This is a genomic window from Enterobacter sp. 200527-13, assembly GCF_027924865.1.
Lineage (GTDB): Bacteria > Pseudomonadota > Gammaproteobacteria > Enterobacterales > Enterobacteriaceae > Enterobacter > Enterobacter ludwigii.
Genome location: NZ_BSCM01000001.1, coordinates 1,751,136 through 1,767,802 on the forward strand (window position 1 = coordinate 1,751,136; position 16,667 = coordinate 1,767,802).

The window sequence follows — 16,667 nt, forward strand, 5'->3', positions numbered from 1 at the left end:
CATTAACGCCTGCCGTTAATGCGTTGATTGTCCCTAAGAACTTCAATCGCGGTCTGCATGGCAACTTTATCATCCCGTTTTTTTTGCTTAACCTGGATAACTTGAAGATACTCAAGTAAGGTTCGAGTGTTGATTGGCCTTCCCTGTTTGCCAACTGCGAGCACAGCTTCACCTAGGATAATTTTTACAAGAGGTAGCTGCGCAGGGTACCAGTCAAGTGTGTCTTCTGATTTCATTACAAATATCTCCTGGAAGGGCATTTTATCATAAATCCAACACTCATATTAATTCTCTTAAGCATACGTTGTGTAATAATTACACATAACTTAGCCAAAACATAATTGCATTAAGGGGTATAATGAATATTACACTTTTGAGGGTATTATTTATGTCTTATACAACAGGACTCAGACATTTCAAAGAAAGGCCTGTACTTGTCGCTTGCCCGCTATGTGACCACAGGGCTGCTCAGAAAGCGGGTAAATTGCGCAAGGATTCAGTCCTAGAATGTCCTGCATGTAAATTGTTGTTTCGCCCGTCTGAGTGTTGGTGCATTGGCGGATAATCATCTTAAAAGCTAAGCCGAGCGGAGAAGGAGAAGTCAATACGTTTAGTTATACAATCAAATGAAGGTCTAGATTATGAAAATTAAAAAAGATGTTGTTATTGAAGGCGATATAATAGCTAGCCGTCTAGCTGGTCAGAAAAATCAGTTTTTCTGTATCCATTTGATTCATTTCAAAAATGGGAAGTATGCTATCATTCGGGCAGCGTCCGGGGCCTGTTTTGATGTTGGCCATACTGTTCGACGTACCGCAAGCCAATGGTTTTACAATCATCATGAAATTCGCCTTTTATCTTTTGAATATCTGGAGGAGCAAGAATCCAGAAGACAATTTCTCGAATGTGATTAGTTTCCATTGATCTTATTGAAAATTACGTTTAACTATTTTTTAATCATGAAACTTGCGAATAAATATTACTAGAATAGTCTCCTCGTTCATAGCTATCTGAATCCGTTGACATTGACGACTTAGTTATTATATCAGTAAAATATTACTACATATTATTAGGATAAATATATTCTTTTCTATCTAATGGAAGAGTTACTTCTAGTGGCTTAGTACCAGGATACAAGAGGTGACCCGCTACGACGAGTATCCTCTTTTATGTAAGTTATTTTGCTACCAACACCATTAGTTTGTCTTTGCGGTCTAAACCATCTTCATTATTCCCCCAGCTGCCTTAATTCGTTCGTACTTTGCTTTTAACAGTTCTGCCGGAGTAGGGCCTTTCGAATCTACTGGTGCGGCCAGCGCTCTGCGAACAGGCGGAATCGGCTTCCCAGCTAGCACCCGCTTTTCCCACATACCCAGAATCTCGCCAGCCTCACGCTCGAGCTCTTTATGGCTCAACTGCCCATCAGTTCCCCGGCGCCGCAGTTCGAGGCATATATGGTAATAAACTGGCTTCGGCCACGGATACTGCTCACTGCTCGGGTACCGGAACACCAGCTTGCGCCACTTCCAGTATTCAGCCATCACGTCAGCGGTAGTGATCCCCAGCACGCTGCGCCCTTCCCTGCACCACTTGATGAACTGACCTGGCGAAGGCAGGAATGGGCGCTCCTGGCGACGCACTATTCGCATACCCGCTTCAACCTGTTCCAGGGTAGTGATCCCGTTTTCTTTGAAGGCCAGCACCCACTGACGGCGGATCTCGTTCACGTCTTCCTGGCTGCGATTAACCAGGCTTGCCGGGAACGCGGCCGCCAGCTGTACGAACAGCCCGTTGATAATCTGCGCCACCTGCTGCGTTTGTTCGCGCTCGGTGTACTGCTCAGGCAAGTTTTGCGCCACTCGGCGGGCCTGTTCCCGGTCAAAATCGAGAATACTCTCGGCAAGATTTTTCATTCCAGCACCCCGTCAATCCAGTCGGTGTTATGCAGGTCGATGCCGCCCCGGTATGCCGTTCCGGCTGCACGCAGCCGCTTGGTAGTCAGCTGATCCCACTGTTTGCGTAGACTCGAGGGGCTCAGGATGTTGTCTTTCCAGAACTCATCCCGGTTGGCCCACTGGAAGAGGTCACAGATTTCGTAGTGAGTACGCTTGTCCTGGACACGCATCAGCCTGATGGTGTTTGCCCATTCAGCCCAGTTGGGTTCGGATAGCGATGCGTTGACGGTGAGAAGCCTGTCGTAAATCCAGCGTGCGGCCTTGAGGTCGTCAGCGGATCCCCATGATTTACCTGCAGGGGTGTATATCCCGGCGGCTGCTTCTGGATGGCGTGAGAGAAACTTTTGAGTTTTCTGGTTTCGGGATTCGTCAGAATTCCGAGACGAGGATATTTTAATATTGTTCTTGTTATAGTCTTGGGTGTCTACCGTTTCCGGGAAGGTTTTTCCCGTTTTCAGTAACACTTTTCCCGATTTCGGGAAGACTTTTCCCGTTTTCGGTTTGTCTAAAATCCAGGCGGAAAGGTCAGTATTTATACCGACCGTTTTCATCACGCCCTGCTTCTGACTGAAGATAATTTTGCGTTCTGCGAGCGATTTGAGCGCATCCGAAACGTGGGAATCACTTAGCCCTGTAAGCTCAGCGATCACCGTGTTCGTAACGCGGTCTTGTTTCTTGTTCCAGCCGTAGGTAAGCCAGATCACCGCCTCAAAACACTGCCACTCCCGGCCTGACATTCTCAGACGAGGCTTGAGCTGTTGGATCTCGTTAGCGACCTTGGTATACCCGTTCGACAGGTCGGCCATACGACCTCCCAGTTGTTCGGTTCTGTGGGGGAAATTGATAATTTCAGCTGTGTTTGACATACTTAGCTCCGCAATCACACTCCGTTTTTGCACCTGAAAGTCGGTTCTGTTCGCGCAGACCGGCTTTCGCCTTTTCTGAAGTCTTCACATTGCCCCCAGCATGGTTGTGACCATCGCCAACAGCGGCGCCGTAAGGTCCGGATCGACACGGAACATCTCAAAGATCCCCTCGCCTAACTCCTTCAGCTTTTCCTTCTTCGGTGCATCGAGCATCAGAGCTTGCTTCGCCTCACTGACTTCTTTTTCCAACCTGGCCATTCGATAAGCAAACGAGTCATTCTTTACGACACGGTCGCGGTACCGAATCGGTAATACAGACATGATCGCGGGCACCAGCTGTTCGACGTTCTTTCGGTACGATGCGGAGTCTTCTTTGTTATCCAGCCAGCGGAACAGCTTTACGTTCCACACATCGGCCTGGCCTGAGAAATCAACGCTATCAAGCTGAAGTTCTTCTGCCGCTTCTTGGATCTGAAGAGCGACAGCTATGCGCCCTTCTGCCGCTGCCCAGGCTCGGACCGCTGAGCAGATATCACGATGATCTATATCCTGCGTTGCAGGTTCGCTTTGATGACACTGGAATATCAGTGGATTAGAGGAAGCTCTGCTACTCTGTTGAAATGAAACAGTCTGCATAGTTAAGGCTCCTGTTTAGGTAAACCGTCAGTGGGATTTGGATAGAGATCAGGGCGTAGTTCGTGTGGGGTTATGCCTGTCATTTTAAAAATGGGAAAGATGTAGTTTGGGGGGACGATCCCGCGATCACGATTCCTCCAATGACTTACGGACATACTTGTCACGCCCAGCACGGTGCTGAGCTTTCTGGCTGAGCCAGCGGCTTTAATTGCTTTATCTAGTGGGGACATATATTTCTCCTGCTTAATGACAGCGGAAGTAAACCATAGATTTACATATCACGCAAACCTTGAGTTTATTGCGTGTATAAACCAAATATTTAGAATGATTCTATGAGAAAAGAAGAACCTAACTTAGTTCTGGTAGAGCGCCTGACTGAGATCGCTGCACGCGGCGTTACCAAAGCAGACATGGCTCGTATAGCTGGAGTCACCCCTCAGGCCGTAAACGGTTGGTTCAAAAAAGGGGTTATAAGTAAAAAATCAGCCCTAGCCATCGCTGATGCAGTTGGCATTTCTGTCGCCTGGCTTCTTGGTGAGGACGTGGGTGAGAAAGATGGTCTTAAGCCGGACGAGCAGCGTCTTTTGGAGCTTTATCGTCAACTACCTCAGGATGAACAGCAAAACATGCTTCGGGTCTTTGCGCTGCGTTTAAAAGAGTTGGATACTCTTTATGACAAATACATAAAGGGCCGGATTAAAAATTAGGTGTTTGCGCTTTTATGTGATTCTTACACATAACCTTTTTTAACTTCCTTGTTATAAATTGAGCGTGTTGGAATTTAGTTTGTTTTTCACAACCATTAGGTAAACCTACTTATTAACTTGAATTTTCAATGACTTACCATGATTTTTTTTGCTTTTGCTGGCATAACATCTAAAATTTAAGACTAATTTTTGTCAACGCTCATAACGCATTGAAATAAAACTAATTGATTAATCACACAGTAAATAGGGATGATTCAAACGCATGAAAATTGTAAATGAAGATTTAAAGTCATTAGAAATTCCAACGTTTGCAACTACTGCTGCGGCCGCTAGCTATAAAGTAGGTACTGAAGGATATGTTGATCTGATGTTCATGAGATCTCATTTTATCATAGATAATCAGGATGATTCGTCACCTGTTGCTGGTAAGCAAGATCTACATGAACAAAGGGCGAGCCTGGTTTTTTCCAGAGTAGCAGCCGTAACCATGACTGCTGAGCAAGCAAAAGCATTAATTGCTAACATAGAGTTGCAACTTAACAATCTCGAAAAGGTCTAAAATAGTGATGGAACTTGACTTGATTTCCCCTGTCAAACCATCTAATAAATTGTTTGTTGCATCGTCCTCGCCCACTGTCGCAATACAAGTTGATATTCCATCAGAAATCGATGCTGGTAAGTACATAACTTATCTAATGTCACGAATAGCTAGTGACTTTGAGATAATTAACACTAGTATTAAAGCAGTGGGACAAGCTACAATTTCATCGAAGCATGAGGATGCAACCTCATTTGGAGTGGAAATGAGCGAAAGAATTGCCAAACTTGAGACAAGCATAGAGCATCTCTCGGCAACTATGAAAGCAATGGATGCTAAGCTTGATAAGTTGATCGCTGTAGCAGGCGATGAAAAAAAAGTTAATGCTGTCATGTTGGATAAATTCTCTGAATATGACAAAAAGCTAGATAAGAAACCCAGCAAAGATGAAGTCGGCAAACTGATTGCTGAAGCAACCAACAAGCAAATTGTTTGGACTATCGCGACCTTCATTGCGGTTGCGCTCACCGTTTACAAGCTGTTAACTTAGCTATAACAGTAGATTAAATTTTAGCGAAATGACCCGGCCACAGTGCCGGGTTTTTTATATCCAACTTCTGCCAACTCCATCCCCACTCCCCATCCTCTCACTCTCCTAATGAGAATCTAAAACGAACCTGTTCTTATGTTTCGTCTGTTAACTCACAAAAACCAACGATATAAACCTCTCCTTCACAATCATAACAAATCATAGATTGACACTAATATAAACCAGTGATTTAATTCATTCCATCATGACGCACTACGAACCACCAAGGCAGGACGCCCACGAAGTAGGCGCCGACGGCATACGAAAAGTCGGATGAGGTGGAGAGATTAACGCGCATCAGGTGTAAACGTTCCGCTGGCCGGCGATAAGGCAACCAAGAGGAGAGGTTAGGTGAGCGATAAAGAGTCAAACGCGATTAAGGTCAAACCGATTCTGACAAGTAACAACCTGGTATTGAAGGCTGCTGATGCTGCACTGAACGCAGTGCAAGACACTATGGGTAGTCTTCGCGAAGACGATCATTACCTATATATGAAAATGGCCAGAGCCGCCCTCGATTCTGCACGGGCAGCTCTTGGTAATGATTAATACGTAGTGCCGATATCAATCCCGTGTGCGTATTTAGGTTTTCTGAGACTCACTATAGCCACGCATTCTGGCAATAGAGATTCGACTTTTTCCAGTAAAGCATCCGGTGTGTTGATTGACGGGTCCTTTGAGGCGAGAGCTAGCGCGAGATCGTATGCGACGGAATCAACCGTTCGCCCTGAATTAAATAGGTTACCTGACATAATGATTACCCTTACTGGTTGTGTGAGAACTCCAGTATACCACCGAGCCTGAAGTGGTAAAAAGACAGGCATAACAAGGAGATCAATATGATTGATTACGCACGCAAACCAGGACGGCAGCAGGCCGTAAAACTGAATTTCTTCGAAGTGATTCTTCGTCGGCTCTGTTACCTGCTGGCGCAAAAGGGGAATCCAGATGTGTAACTCAACGAAATGCGGTTACTGCGACAAGCCGGTTAAACCGGAGGAAGTAGTCAAAAGTACCCTTCTCTATCGCAACGGCGCACAGCTGGCGCGCAAAGAAAAAGAATACTGCTCTGAACGTTGTGCTTCGTACGACCAGATGGCCCACGAAAGCTAACGTAAAAGCCGCGCAAGGCGGCCCGTACGTCCGGTGCTCCCGACCAAAGTTACACCGAAAAACTACTTAAAAAACCAAAGTTCACCCAATGGGCGCTATCTCTGGCCCGGGGATCTTACATCCAAAAAAGAGGATCTCACATGGAATTTTTCTATGTAGTTAAGGCTACGCAGAAATCTGGTAAAGAAGACGCAGTGATTTGGTTCACTGCGAAATCAGAAGCCCGTGCAAACCTCCAGCTCGATGTTGAGCTGGAAGATGCTGGTATTGAAACCGGACGCGGTAAGGATTACACCAAACCGGTTCGCACCGATTTCCCTGTTTACAACGATCTGCCTGAAGAAAGCACTGTGGATTACACCTGGTGCAAACGCTACGAACTGCAGGACGATGGACGCACCTGGTTGCCAAAGGCTGGTGCTGAGTCTACTGGAGCAATGGACGACACCGCCGCACCGGAAAAGACCGTAAAAGTCGAAACTACCGTCGAGAGTGTCCCGCTTGAAAACCGCACACCAGCGGTACGTTTTGCGGTCCATCTGACCAGCGACAAATACCAGTCACATATCACTAAAGAGCAGCAGCTGGCTGCCAGCGAAATGTCACTGGATGAAGGCAATACCTATTTCCAGAACCTGCTGCTGGCGAAGAACGACATCCCTGAAGTTGCCGAACTCAGCCTGAACGCTGAGTGGAAACTGGTCCAGGCGATTAAGCAAGTCTTCCCGCCAGATGAAGCGCACGAAGCTGAAGTAATTGCTGCATTCATGGCCGACTGGACTAAAGCAGATGCTGCCGACCGCAATCAGTTAGTTGAAGAGTGGAGAAGCGGAAAGCTTACTCTTCTCAAATCAGAAAGCACCAGCAACACCGGCGTTACAACCGGTCAGGATGTAGAACCTGATAACGGTATCCAGATTGACGAGAATGATGACGAAACCACACGTTATCCAGTCGTTCGTATGCCCTTCCGCAAGCAGCTACTCGCCCAGTTCACCGCCGACGAACTGCGCCACCACCTAACCCGCGAAGAATACGAAGCTATCAGCGTGCTGGAGATGGACACTGACAACAGCTATGTCCAGAACCTGTTGCTGGCGGCAGAAAACTGCGAAGAGGTTAAGGGTTACGACACCAAAGACCTGTGGCGCTATACCGACGCCATTCGCAAGGTGTTCAGCCAGGATAAGCGTCACGAACTCGCTTTGGTTCTCCGATTCACCAGAATCTGGGCTTCGACTGATTACATTGACCGCGGCACCCTGGTGCGCGAATGGGCTGAGGGTAATCGCATTTCTGAAGTAGGTTCTCCTGCACCTTTAGAACCAGCAAAGCCAGAAACTACAGAATCCTATAAACGCGCTGTTGCCCAGAACATGGCGAACTTGAGCATTGAGATCGCGATTGCTCAGCTGTACCCAGATGCAGTACCGGGACAAATCAACCGTACGCAACTCCTGGCCGCCAAAGAACTCGCTGACAAAAAAGATGAGTGGCACGCCAAGGCGCTCAAGGTTCTTGGTAAAACCACCGATATCCTCGACTACGACGCCAACAGTATTTTTGGAGTTACCCGCGCTATTTCATGGTCTGGAGAAGAAAGTACAACCGAACTGCGTAGCCAGGTGCGTGAGTGGTTCACGGCGAACGGCATCTATGAAAGCGGTGAGCGCTCTAAAGGCTATCCAGAATGGAACGAAGACTCCCGCGCGGTTCGTCATTCCACAGTGGAAGAACCAAGTACTCCAAGCCAGCCAAAGGTCGCAAGCCTTGGAAGCGGCGTGTTCTCCATCGATGGCCTGATGGATGGAAATACCGAATCGGTCATCAATACCAACTCAAATGAAGTCGAAAAAACGGAAAACACAGCGGAGACCACCAGCGATGTGCAGATGGAAACGGCTAAGCCAGAGAAAGACGAAGATGTTGATTCGGTACCACCGGGCAAAAACACTGATGCAGCTAATTCGCAGACAGATTCCGTAGCGCCGGAAGAGCAACGGTCAGAGCCAGTAATCGAATACCCGGCCTACTTCGAGCCTGGCCGCTATGAAGGTCTGCCGAACGAGGTTTACCACGCCGCCAACGGCATCAGCTCCACCCAGGTGAAAGATGCCCGCGTCAGCCTGATGTACTTCAATGCACGCCATGTGGCTAAAACCATCCCGCGCACAGCATCCAAAGTGCTGGATATGGGAAATCTGGTGCACGCCCTTGCACTGCAGCCGGAAAACCTCGAAGAAGAGTTCAGCGTAGAACCTGAGATCCCAGAGGGTGCTTTCACCACCACCGCAACTCTGCGCGAGTTCATCGACGCGTACAACGCCAGCCTGCCGACGCTGCTAAGCGCTGACGAGATTAAAGCGTTGCTTGAACAACATAACGAATCCCTTCCCGCTCCAGTGCCGCTTGGCGCGAGCCTGGAAGAAACGGGTCAAAGCTATATGGCTCTCCCTGTTGCGTACCAGCGTATTGAAGAAGGACAGAAGCAGACAGCAACGGCAATGAAGGCATGCATAAAAGAGTACAACGCCACCCTGCCCGTGCCGGTTAAAACAAGCGGCAGCCGTGATGCGCTACTCGAGCAACTAGCGATCATCAATCCTGATTTGGTTGCGCAGGAAGCGCAGAAACCGACGCCGCTGAAAGTGTCCGGCAGCAAAGCAGACATCATCCAGGCAGTTAAGTCGGTTAAGCCCGATGCCATATTCGCCGACGAATTGCTGGATGCCTGGCGCGACAATCCTGGCGAAAAGATTCTGGTTACCCGCCAGCAGCTGGCCACAGCGCGGGCAATTCAGTCCGCACTACTGGCGCACCCGACCGCGGGCATGCTGCTGACACATCCAAGCCGCGCCGTAGAAGTGAGCTACTTCGGTTTCGACGACGAAACCGGATTAGAAGTGCGTGTACGTCCAGATCTAGAAATTGAGTTGGATGGCGTGCGCATCGGTGCTGACCTGAAAACCATCAGCATGTGGAATGTGAAGCAAGAAAGCCTTCGCGCCAGGCTGCACCGGGAAATCATTGACCGCGAATACCACCTCAGCGCGGCTATGTATTGCGAGACCGCAGCGCTGGACCAGTTCTTCTGGATTTTCGTCAACAAAGACGAGAACTACCACTGGATCGCCATCATTGAGGCATCCACCGAACTGCTGGAACTGGGCATGTTGGAGTACCGCAAAACGATGCGCGCCATCGCCACGGGTTTCGACACAGGCGAATGGCCAGCGCCGATCACTTCCGATTACACCGATGAGCTGAACGACTTCGACCTGCGCCGCCTCGAAGCGCTGCGCGCTCAGGCTTAAGGGGGATTTATGCATAACACTAACGTTACCGTTGCTGACCAGAACACCGTTATTAACTCCAACGTGGCTTTGTTCGATTCCCAGTATCTGAACGCCATCAGCACGTTCGCGCAGATCATGGCGCAGGGAACTGCCACCGTTCCTAAACACTTGCAGGGCAATCAGGCCGACTGCATGGCTGTAGCGATGCAAGCGGCACAGTGGCAGATGAATCCCTTTGCCGTGGCGCAGAAAACGCACCTGATTAACGGTGTGCTCGGGTATGAAGCGCAACTGGTTAATGCCGTAATTTCACGCAGCGGCGTGCTGGCCAGCCGCTTTGAATATGAATGGTACGGGCCATGGGAAAAGGTCGTTGGAAAATTCCACATCCGTAAAGGCGACAAAGGCGAGTACCGCGTCCCGGGCTGGACCCTGGCTGACGAAGCCGGGATCGGCATCATTATCCGCGCAACGCTTAAAGGTGAAGATCAGCCGAGAGAACTCGATTTGCTGCTGGCTCAGGCCCGAACCCGAAACTCTACCCTTTGGGCTGATGACCCTCGCCAGCAGCTGGCGTACCTGGCCGTCAAACGCTGGGCGAGACTGTTCTGCCCGGATGTGATTCTGGGTGTTTACACCCCGGATGAGCTCGATGATCGCCGTGAAGAACGAGAGGTAAACCCCGCACCGGCACAGCACGTGAGCCTTGCAGACATTTCAGGTGACAACGTCACTACCACTCAAACGGCTCAGGAATCAGCTCAAAACATCGATGCACTTGCTGATGATTTTCGTGACCGCATCGAGGCGGCTCAGGATGTGGATAGCGCAAAAGCTCTGCGCGCAGATATTGAAACCGTGAAAGCAACCCTGGGTTCTGCCCTGTTCACTGAACTGAAGAACAAAGCTGTGAAGCGTTATTACCTGGTTGATGCTCGTAACAAGGTGGAAGCGGCAATCAACTCCCTACCATCTCCAGATGAACCCGGTGCGGCAGAACGCTTTGGCGAAGCTGAACGCGTGTTGGCATCTGTGAAACGCCATTTAGGAGAGGAACTACACCATCAGTTCAGCATCACCCTGGCGGATATGAAACCGGAATACGTGGACTAACGAGATCGGGAGGGGAAACTCTCCCTCAAGGAGAAGAAATGCGACTGATTAATCGAGGCAGTAAGCAATCCCCTTTGGCTCGCCAGGCATGTGAAATCGCACTCGCCGCCCACCAGCAAAGATATGGTGACTATGGGCGCAGCAAGATGAAAGAGACCTACACGGTGAGAGTGGAAGGCGTGAAGGTCTGGGTTGAAGTGGTCAACTGCAAGGCAAGCTACGTGGCCACAGCAATGACCGGCATGCGCCGACTGCGTTCCCTGCCCGGCCAGGCAAACTGAAACTGAAATATCAACGACTAAATACCGGCATATCTATACTCATGCCGGTTACCTGAGGTGAACCATGTCGCAGGTAATTTTTAACGAAGAATGGGTTGTTGGCGCAAGGCTCACAGAAAAAACAGGCCTGACCCAACGACAGATTGAGAAGTATCGCCAGGGCTGCTGGGTGGAAGGTGTCCATTTTAAACGGATATCGCCTTCTGGAGAAAAAACCTTGCGTGGCACAACCTGGTATAACTATCCGAGAATTAATCAGTTAATAAGGGATGCGTAAGATGGCAGCTTTGCCTACGGGTGTCGAAATCAGAAACAATAAGGTTTGTATCTGGTTTATGTACCGGGGAAAGCGTTGCCGCGAAATTCTAAAAGGTTGGATTAACACCCCGGCGAACATCAAAAAAGCCGGTAATCTTCGGGCTCTGATCGTTAGCGAGATCAACCTTGGAGAGTTTGATTACAATCAGCGCTTTCCTTCATCATCCAGAGCAAAAAAAACCGTAACTACTGTTTCAGTTCAAACCTTTTCAGAGCTGTGTGAACTGTGGACAAGCATTAAAGAAACCGAAATTAGCGCGAACACGATGCGTAAGACGCGCTCACAACTCGGTACGTTAATGCACATCATCAACGGAGATACGCCTGTTTCAGCTATACGCCACAGCGACATTCTGAAATACAGGAAGGAGCTGTTGAACGGTGAGACACTTTACCTGGCAAATCCCAGAAGCAACAAACAGGGACGCACTGTGCGTACCGTGAACAACTATATATCGCTACTGTGCTCCCTGCTTCGGTTTGCACACAAATCAGGCTTTATAAGTGGCAAGCCCTTTGAGGGGATCAAGAAACTACACAAAGGGAAAGTAAAACCGGATCCTTTAACGAAGCAGGAGTTTAGTTTGCTTGCGGAGTCCGAGCGTGGCCAAGGCCTCAATATGTGGACGTTCGCAGTTTATACCGGTGTCCGTCATGGAGAGCTCGCAGCTCTTGCCTGGGAAGATATCGACTGGGAAAAAGGTACGGCTCATATACAGCGCAATCTTAATGCCTTGGGCATGTTCGGCCCACCAAAAACCGAAGCAGGAAACCGGGTTATTACCCTTTTAGAGCCGGCACTTGAAGCCTTGAAAGCACAACTCAAGCTGACGGCGCTGCAGCCAAAAACCGAAATTGTCTTTAATCATCGCGAGTATGGCGCAGTGGAACATCAAAGTCTGCGATTCGTTTTCATACCCAGGATGCGCAAGGGAGAACAGAAAGCCTACTACTCTTTATCGAGCATAGGTGCGAGATTCAACGCAGCTGTAAAACGTGCTGGTATTCGCCGCCGGAATCCGTACCATACGCGGCATACTTTTGCCTGCTGGCTGTTATCTGCCGGCGCTAACCCGTCTTTCATAGCCAGCCAGATGGGGCATGAAAACGCGCAAATGGTCTATGAAGTCTACGGTGCGTGGATTGAAGAAATGAATGGCGAACAGGTGTTGATGCTTAACGATAAGCTGGCACGCTGAAAAATTTTTGCCCCTATTATGCCCCTATTGGCTCCGAAGGTAGTAATAAATGCAAGAAAATCAATCAAATACAAAGAAAGAGCAATACAACCTGAACAAACTGCAAAAGCGTCTGCGCCGTAACGTTGGTGAAGCCATTGCAGACTTCAATATGATTGAAGAAGGCGACCGCATTATGGTCTGCCTGTCAGGTGGTAAAGACAGTTACACCATGCTGGAGATCCTGCGTAATCTTCAGCAAAGCGCGCCGGTGAAGTTTTCCCTGGTGGCGGTTAACCTCGATCAAAAGCAGCCTGGTTTCCCGGAGCACATTCTGCCGGAATACCTGGAAAAACTGGGCGTTGAGTACAAAATCGTAGAAGAAAATACCTACGGGATTGTGAAAGAGAAGATCCCGGAAGGCAAAACCACCTGCTCACTCTGCTCTCGTCTTCGCCGCGGCATCCTTTACCGTACCGCGACAGAACTGGGTGCAACCAAAATCGCACTCGGCCATCACCGCGACGATATCTTGCAGACGCTGTTCCTGAATATGTTCTACGGCGGCAAGATGAAAGGCATGCCGCCAAAACTGATGAGCGATGACGGCAAACACATTGTGATCCGCCCGCTTGCCTACTGCCGCGAGAAAGATATCGAGCGGTTCTCTCAGGCCAAAGGGTTCCCGATCATTCCATGTAACCTGTGCGGCTCTCAGCCGAACCTGCAGCGTCAGGTGATTGGTGACATGCTGCGTGACTGGGATAAACGCTATCCGGGTCGTATCGAAACCATGTTCAGCGCGATGCAGAACGTAGTGCCTTCTCACCTCGCGGACGTTGAGCTTTTCGATTTCAAAGGTATCAACCATGAGTCGGAAGTGGTGAATGGCGGCGATCTGGCGTTTGACCGGGAAGAGATCCCCGTGAAACCTGCTGGCTGGCAGCCAGAAGAAGATGACAATCAGTTTGAAGAACTGCGCCTGAATGTCGTGGAAGTAAAATAGTGAAATAGTGAAATAACGCAAACGCGTCTCAGACCACCGTCTGAGACGCGTTTAAACTTTATTTCAGCAGACGAACGCGACAGGTTTTACCCTTGATTTTCCCGTTCTGCAGCTGTTTCCAGGCCTTATGGGCAACCGACTCGCGAACAGCAACATAAACATGTGCAGGATGTACCGCAATCTTGCCGATATCCGCCCCATCCAGCCCCACGTCTCCGGTCAGCGCACCGAGCACATCACCCGGACGCATCTTGGCTTTTTTACCGCCATCAATACACAGCGTTGCCATTTCTGCCTCCAGCGGAACGAGACTGACGTTGCCCGGTGCATTCACCCAGTTAAGCTTAATCTGCAGCATTTCAGACAGAATATTGGCGCGCTGCGCCTCTTCCGGTGCGCAGAAGCTGATGGCCAGACCGCTGTTTCCGGCACGCGCAGTACGGCCGATACGGTGAACGTGTACTTCAGGATCCCATGCAAGCTCGTAGTTCACGACCAGCTCAAGCGATTTAATATCCAGACCGCGCGCCGCCACATCGGTGGCAACCAGCACGCGGGCGCTGCCGTTGGCGAAACGGACCAGCGTCTGATCGCGATCGCGCTGTTCCAGATCGCCATGCAACGATAACGCGCTCTGCCCTGCGGCGTTCAGGGCGTCACAGACCGCCTGACAATCTTTTTTGGTGTTACAGAACACCACGCAGGAAGCGGGCTGATGCTGACTGAGCACCTTCTGCAGGAGCGCGATTTTTCCATGCTGGGACGTTTCATAAAACTGCTGCTCGATAGCAGGCAGCGCATCAACACTGTCAATTTCGATGGTGAGCGGATTTTTCTGCACGCGGCCACTGATTGCGGCGATCGCTTCAGGCCAGGTCGCCGAAAATAACAGCGTCTGACGGTCTGCAGGCGCGAAACGGATCACTTCATCGATAGCATCGCTGAAGCCCATATCCAGCATCCGGTCTGCCTCATCCATGACCAGCGTGTGTAATGCATCCAGCGAGACCGTACCTTTTTGCAGGTGATCGAGCAGTCGGCCAGGCGTCGCCACAATGATGTGTGGTGGATGCTGAAGCGAATCACGCTGTGCGCCAAACGGTTGTCCGCCACAGAGGGTTAAAATCTTGGTATTAGGCAGGAATCGCGCCAGACGACGCAGCTCGCCCGCGACCTGGTCCGCCAGTTCGCGGGTTGGGCACAGCACCAGAGACTGCGTCTGAAACAGCGCAGCATCAATATGCTGTAGCAGACCCAGACCGAAAGCCGCCGTTTTTCCGCTCCCTGTTTTAGCCTGAACGCGTACATCACGCCCCTCAAGAATGGCGGGCAATGCGGCCGCCTGAACAGGCGTCATGGTGAGGTATCCCAACTCGTTGAGGTTATCGAGTTGGGCGGCGGGCAGTACATTCAGGGTTGAAAAAGCGGTCACAATAGTCTCTCGTGGTCATCTTTGCGGTCAGATGGCGCGTATCCTCGCAGATCTCGGGGTTCGATGCGACAATTTAATCGGTTCTTCATCGGGCGGCGGGTCAGGCATGGGTTGTGGACGCGGAACAGGATCGGGCATCGGTGTCGGATCGGTGGGGATCGGATCGGACTGACGTGAATACTGCAGTTGCAGAGCGAGTAAGATGCTCATCATTCCCTCCAGGTTTTACTGACGTCCCTTTTAGGGTAGACGCTGGGGAACAGGAGGCAAAAAAAAGCCGACTAGTTAAGTCGGCGTCGTACGAATCAATTGTGCTATGCAGTAATTCAAAAAAGGAAGTAAGACAATATGGAGCGCAACGCCCATCGCTTGACGTTGCATTCACCTGCGGGAGTAATATTGCACCTTACGGGGTCATTGTTTATTGACTTCGCTCAATTAAAAGAGCGTTTTGATCTCCGTAAAAGCTGAAAAAAGCGTAAATTTACAGCCATTTACTACGATGCAACCACCATGCAACACCACCGATCAAAACAACTAACATGACGCAAAATGCGGTAAAGCCATAATGGGCCGCGCCGCCGGGAATTCCGCCCAGGTTCACGCCAAACAATCCCGTCAGGAATGTGCTCGGCAGAAAGACCATTGCCATCAGCGACATCGTATAGGTTCTTCTTGCCAGCGACTCCTGCATCACCTGCGCGATTTCATCCGCCATGACGCCCGTGCGGGCAATACAGGAATCGATTTCATCAAGTCCTCGGCCCAGCCTGTCGGCAATATCCTGCATTCGGCGTCGCTGATCGTCATTCATCCAGTTGAGCCTTTCGCTGGACAGACGCGCGTATACGTCCCGCTGTGGCGTCATATAACGGCGCATGACAATTAACTGCTTACGCAGGAGCGCCAGAAAACCGCGCGGCGGGATCTGCTGATCGAGCAGGTTATCTTCGAGGTCGATGATTTTATCGTGCAGCTCTTCGATAAACTCACTCGCATGGTCAGTCAGCGCGTCGCAGACGTCCACCAGCCAGCTTCCGCAATCGGTCGGCCCGGTGCCCTCTTTTAGATCGTTCACAATGTCATCCAGCGCCAGAACTTTACGCTGACGGGTGGAGACAATCAGACCATCGTCCATATAAACACGCATCGCGACCAGCTGGTCAGGACGTTCATCGGTGCTGCCGTTAATGCAACGCAAAGTGATGAGCGTGCCGTCCCCCATTCTGCTCACGCGTGGCCGCAGGCTTTCACCCGCCAGCGCATCACGCACGTTGTTCGGCAGGAGTGGCGTCGAGGCCAGCCAGTCGGCACTGTCCGGATGGGTATAGTTAAGGTGTAGCCAGCAGGGATGCTCATTATCAATGACATCGTTGTCTTCCAGCGGTCGGGCACCGCCACGACCATCCAGCACCCAGGCAAAAACTGCATCAGGAACGTTTAGTTCTGATCCTTTTATACTCTCCACCGTGCCTCCCCCTTTTCAGCTCTTTCGTTGTCAGTCTAGCTTTCATCAGGGGTTAAGCAACAACTATGTTTCGCATCGCGCTGAATTCGCTCAGGAAATAACCGTATTCCGCCAGAAGGCTTTTCAGACCACACGGGAGGGTAATTCAGCGGCGAGAAGTCGGGATAAAAG

20 protein-coding genes are annotated in these 16,667 nt (G+C 50.2%); 13 read left to right on the top strand and 7 right to left on the bottom strand.

The window, feature by feature from the left end; translation table 11 throughout:
- Positions 1-2 precede the first annotated feature (2 nt).
- Complete coding sequence (locus tag QMG44_RS08395) at positions 3-236, bottom strand: hypothetical protein (protein ID WP_020882496.1); 234 nt, start codon at positions 234-236, stop codon at positions 3-5.
- 152 nt (positions 237-388) lie between these two features.
- Between QMG44_RS08395 and QMG44_RS08400 the strand changes: the two genes are divergently transcribed.
- Positions 389-565: a YnfU family zinc-binding protein gene (locus QMG44_RS08400; RefSeq protein WP_216841372.1), complete on the top strand. Its 177-nt coding sequence runs from the start codon at positions 389-391 to the stop codon at positions 563-565.
- Positions 566-641: 76 nt separating this feature from the next.
- Positions 642-914 (top strand): hypothetical protein, encoded by a 273-nt coding sequence (locus tag QMG44_RS08405; protein ID WP_020882495.1) that lies wholly within the window; start codon positions 642-644, stop codon positions 912-914.
- Between the two features lie 300 nt (positions 915-1,214).
- Here the strand turns inward: QMG44_RS08405 and QMG44_RS08410 are convergent, their stop codons facing one another.
- From QMG44_RS08410 to QMG44_RS08425, 4 genes are all read right to left on the bottom strand, one after another.
- On the bottom strand, positions 1,215-1,913 hold the full coding sequence (locus QMG44_RS08410; RefSeq protein ID WP_180249655.1) for a replication protein P: 699 nt from the start codon (positions 1,911-1,913) through the stop codon (positions 1,215-1,217).
- On the bottom strand, positions 1,910-2,821 hold the full coding sequence (locus tag QMG44_RS08415) for a replication protein (RefSeq protein WP_232937607.1): 912 nt from the start codon (positions 2,819-2,821) through the stop codon (positions 1,910-1,912). The genes QMG44_RS08410 and QMG44_RS08415 overlap by 4 nt, the downstream gene beginning before the upstream one ends.
- A gap of 84 nt (positions 2,822-2,905) precedes the next feature.
- The gene (locus QMG44_RS08420; RefSeq protein ID WP_232937605.1) at positions 2,906-3,457 is read right to left on the bottom strand and encodes a toxin YdaT family protein; all 552 of its coding nucleotides are present in this window, start codon (positions 3,455-3,457) and stop codon (positions 2,906-2,908) included.
- A gap of 2 nt (positions 3,458-3,459) precedes the next feature.
- Positions 3,460-3,687 (bottom strand): YdaS family helix-turn-helix protein, encoded by a 228-nt coding sequence (locus tag QMG44_RS08425; protein ID WP_232937603.1) that lies wholly within the window; start codon positions 3,685-3,687, stop codon positions 3,460-3,462.
- A 102-nt stretch (positions 3,688-3,789) separates the two neighbouring features.
- Between QMG44_RS08425 and QMG44_RS08430 the strand changes: the two genes are divergently transcribed.
- The 11 genes from QMG44_RS08430 (at position 3,790) to ttcA (ending at position 13,596) form a co-directional block, all read left to right on the top strand.
- Positions 3,790-4,164, top strand: coding sequence for a helix-turn-helix domain-containing protein (locus tag QMG44_RS08430; protein WP_232937600.1), 375 nt, complete (start codon positions 3,790-3,792; stop codon positions 4,162-4,164).
- Between the two features lie 262 nt (positions 4,165-4,426).
- A complete protein-coding gene (locus QMG44_RS08435; protein ID WP_232937598.1) occupies positions 4,427-4,723 on the top strand; it encodes a hypothetical protein in 297 nt (98 codons plus the stop codon).
- A 4-nt stretch (positions 4,724-4,727) separates the two neighbouring features.
- Positions 4,728-5,252 carry a hypothetical protein gene (locus QMG44_RS08440; protein WP_232937596.1) on the top strand — a complete coding sequence of 175 codons (525 nt, stop codon included), beginning with the start codon at positions 4,728-4,730 and terminating at the stop codon, positions 5,250-5,252.
- Positions 5,253-5,642: 390 nt separating this feature from the next.
- Positions 5,643-5,840: a hypothetical protein gene (locus tag QMG44_RS08445; protein ID WP_106504022.1), complete on the top strand. Its 198-nt coding sequence runs from the start codon at positions 5,643-5,645 to the stop codon at positions 5,838-5,840.
- Positions 5,841-6,239: 399 nt separating this feature from the next.
- Positions 6,240-6,404, top strand: coding sequence for a YdaE family protein (locus QMG44_RS08450; RefSeq protein ID WP_181010267.1), 165 nt, complete (start codon positions 6,240-6,242; stop codon positions 6,402-6,404).
- 140 nt (positions 6,405-6,544) lie between these two features.
- Positions 6,545-9,718: a RecE family exodeoxyribonuclease gene (locus QMG44_RS08455; RefSeq protein WP_232937594.1), complete on the top strand. Its 3,174-nt coding sequence runs from the start codon at positions 6,545-6,547 to the stop codon at positions 9,716-9,718.
- A 9-nt stretch (positions 9,719-9,727) separates the two neighbouring features.
- Positions 9,728-10,813, top strand: coding sequence for a RecT family recombinase (locus QMG44_RS08460; protein ID WP_232937591.1), 1,086 nt, complete (start codon positions 9,728-9,730; stop codon positions 10,811-10,813).
- A gap of 38 nt (positions 10,814-10,851) precedes the next feature.
- On the top strand, positions 10,852-11,094 hold the full coding sequence (locus QMG44_RS08465) for a DUF4060 family protein (RefSeq protein ID WP_020882485.1): 243 nt from the start codon (positions 10,852-10,854) through the stop codon (positions 11,092-11,094).
- Between the two features lie 64 nt (positions 11,095-11,158).
- Entirely contained in the window at positions 11,159-11,371 is a 213-nt protein-coding gene (gene xisR / locus QMG44_RS08470; RefSeq protein WP_022651304.1) for an excisionase family protein, read from the top strand.
- Between the two features lies 1 nt (position 11,372).
- Positions 11,373-12,611 carry a site-specific integrase gene (locus QMG44_RS08475; protein WP_232937589.1) on the top strand — a complete coding sequence of 413 codons (1,239 nt, stop codon included), beginning with the start codon at positions 11,373-11,375 and terminating at the stop codon, positions 12,609-12,611.
- Positions 12,612-12,660: 49 nt separating this feature from the next.
- Complete coding sequence (gene ttcA, locus QMG44_RS08480) at positions 12,661-13,596, top strand: tRNA 2-thiocytidine(32) synthetase TtcA (RefSeq protein WP_020882482.1); 936 nt, start codon at positions 12,661-12,663, stop codon at positions 13,594-13,596.
- Positions 13,597-13,654: 58 nt separating this feature from the next.
- On the opposite strand, the gene dbpA is transcribed toward ttcA, so the two are convergent.
- Positions 13,655-15,028: an ATP-dependent RNA helicase DbpA gene (gene dbpA / locus QMG44_RS08485; protein ID WP_281853072.1), complete on the bottom strand. Its 1,374-nt coding sequence runs from the start codon at positions 15,026-15,028 to the stop codon at positions 13,655-13,657.
- 484 nt (positions 15,029-15,512) lie between these two features.
- Positions 15,513-16,496 (bottom strand): zinc transporter ZntB, encoded by a 984-nt coding sequence (gene zntB, locus QMG44_RS08490; protein WP_047356423.1) that lies wholly within the window; start codon positions 16,494-16,496, stop codon positions 15,513-15,515.
- Positions 16,497-16,667: the final 171 nt, after the last annotated feature.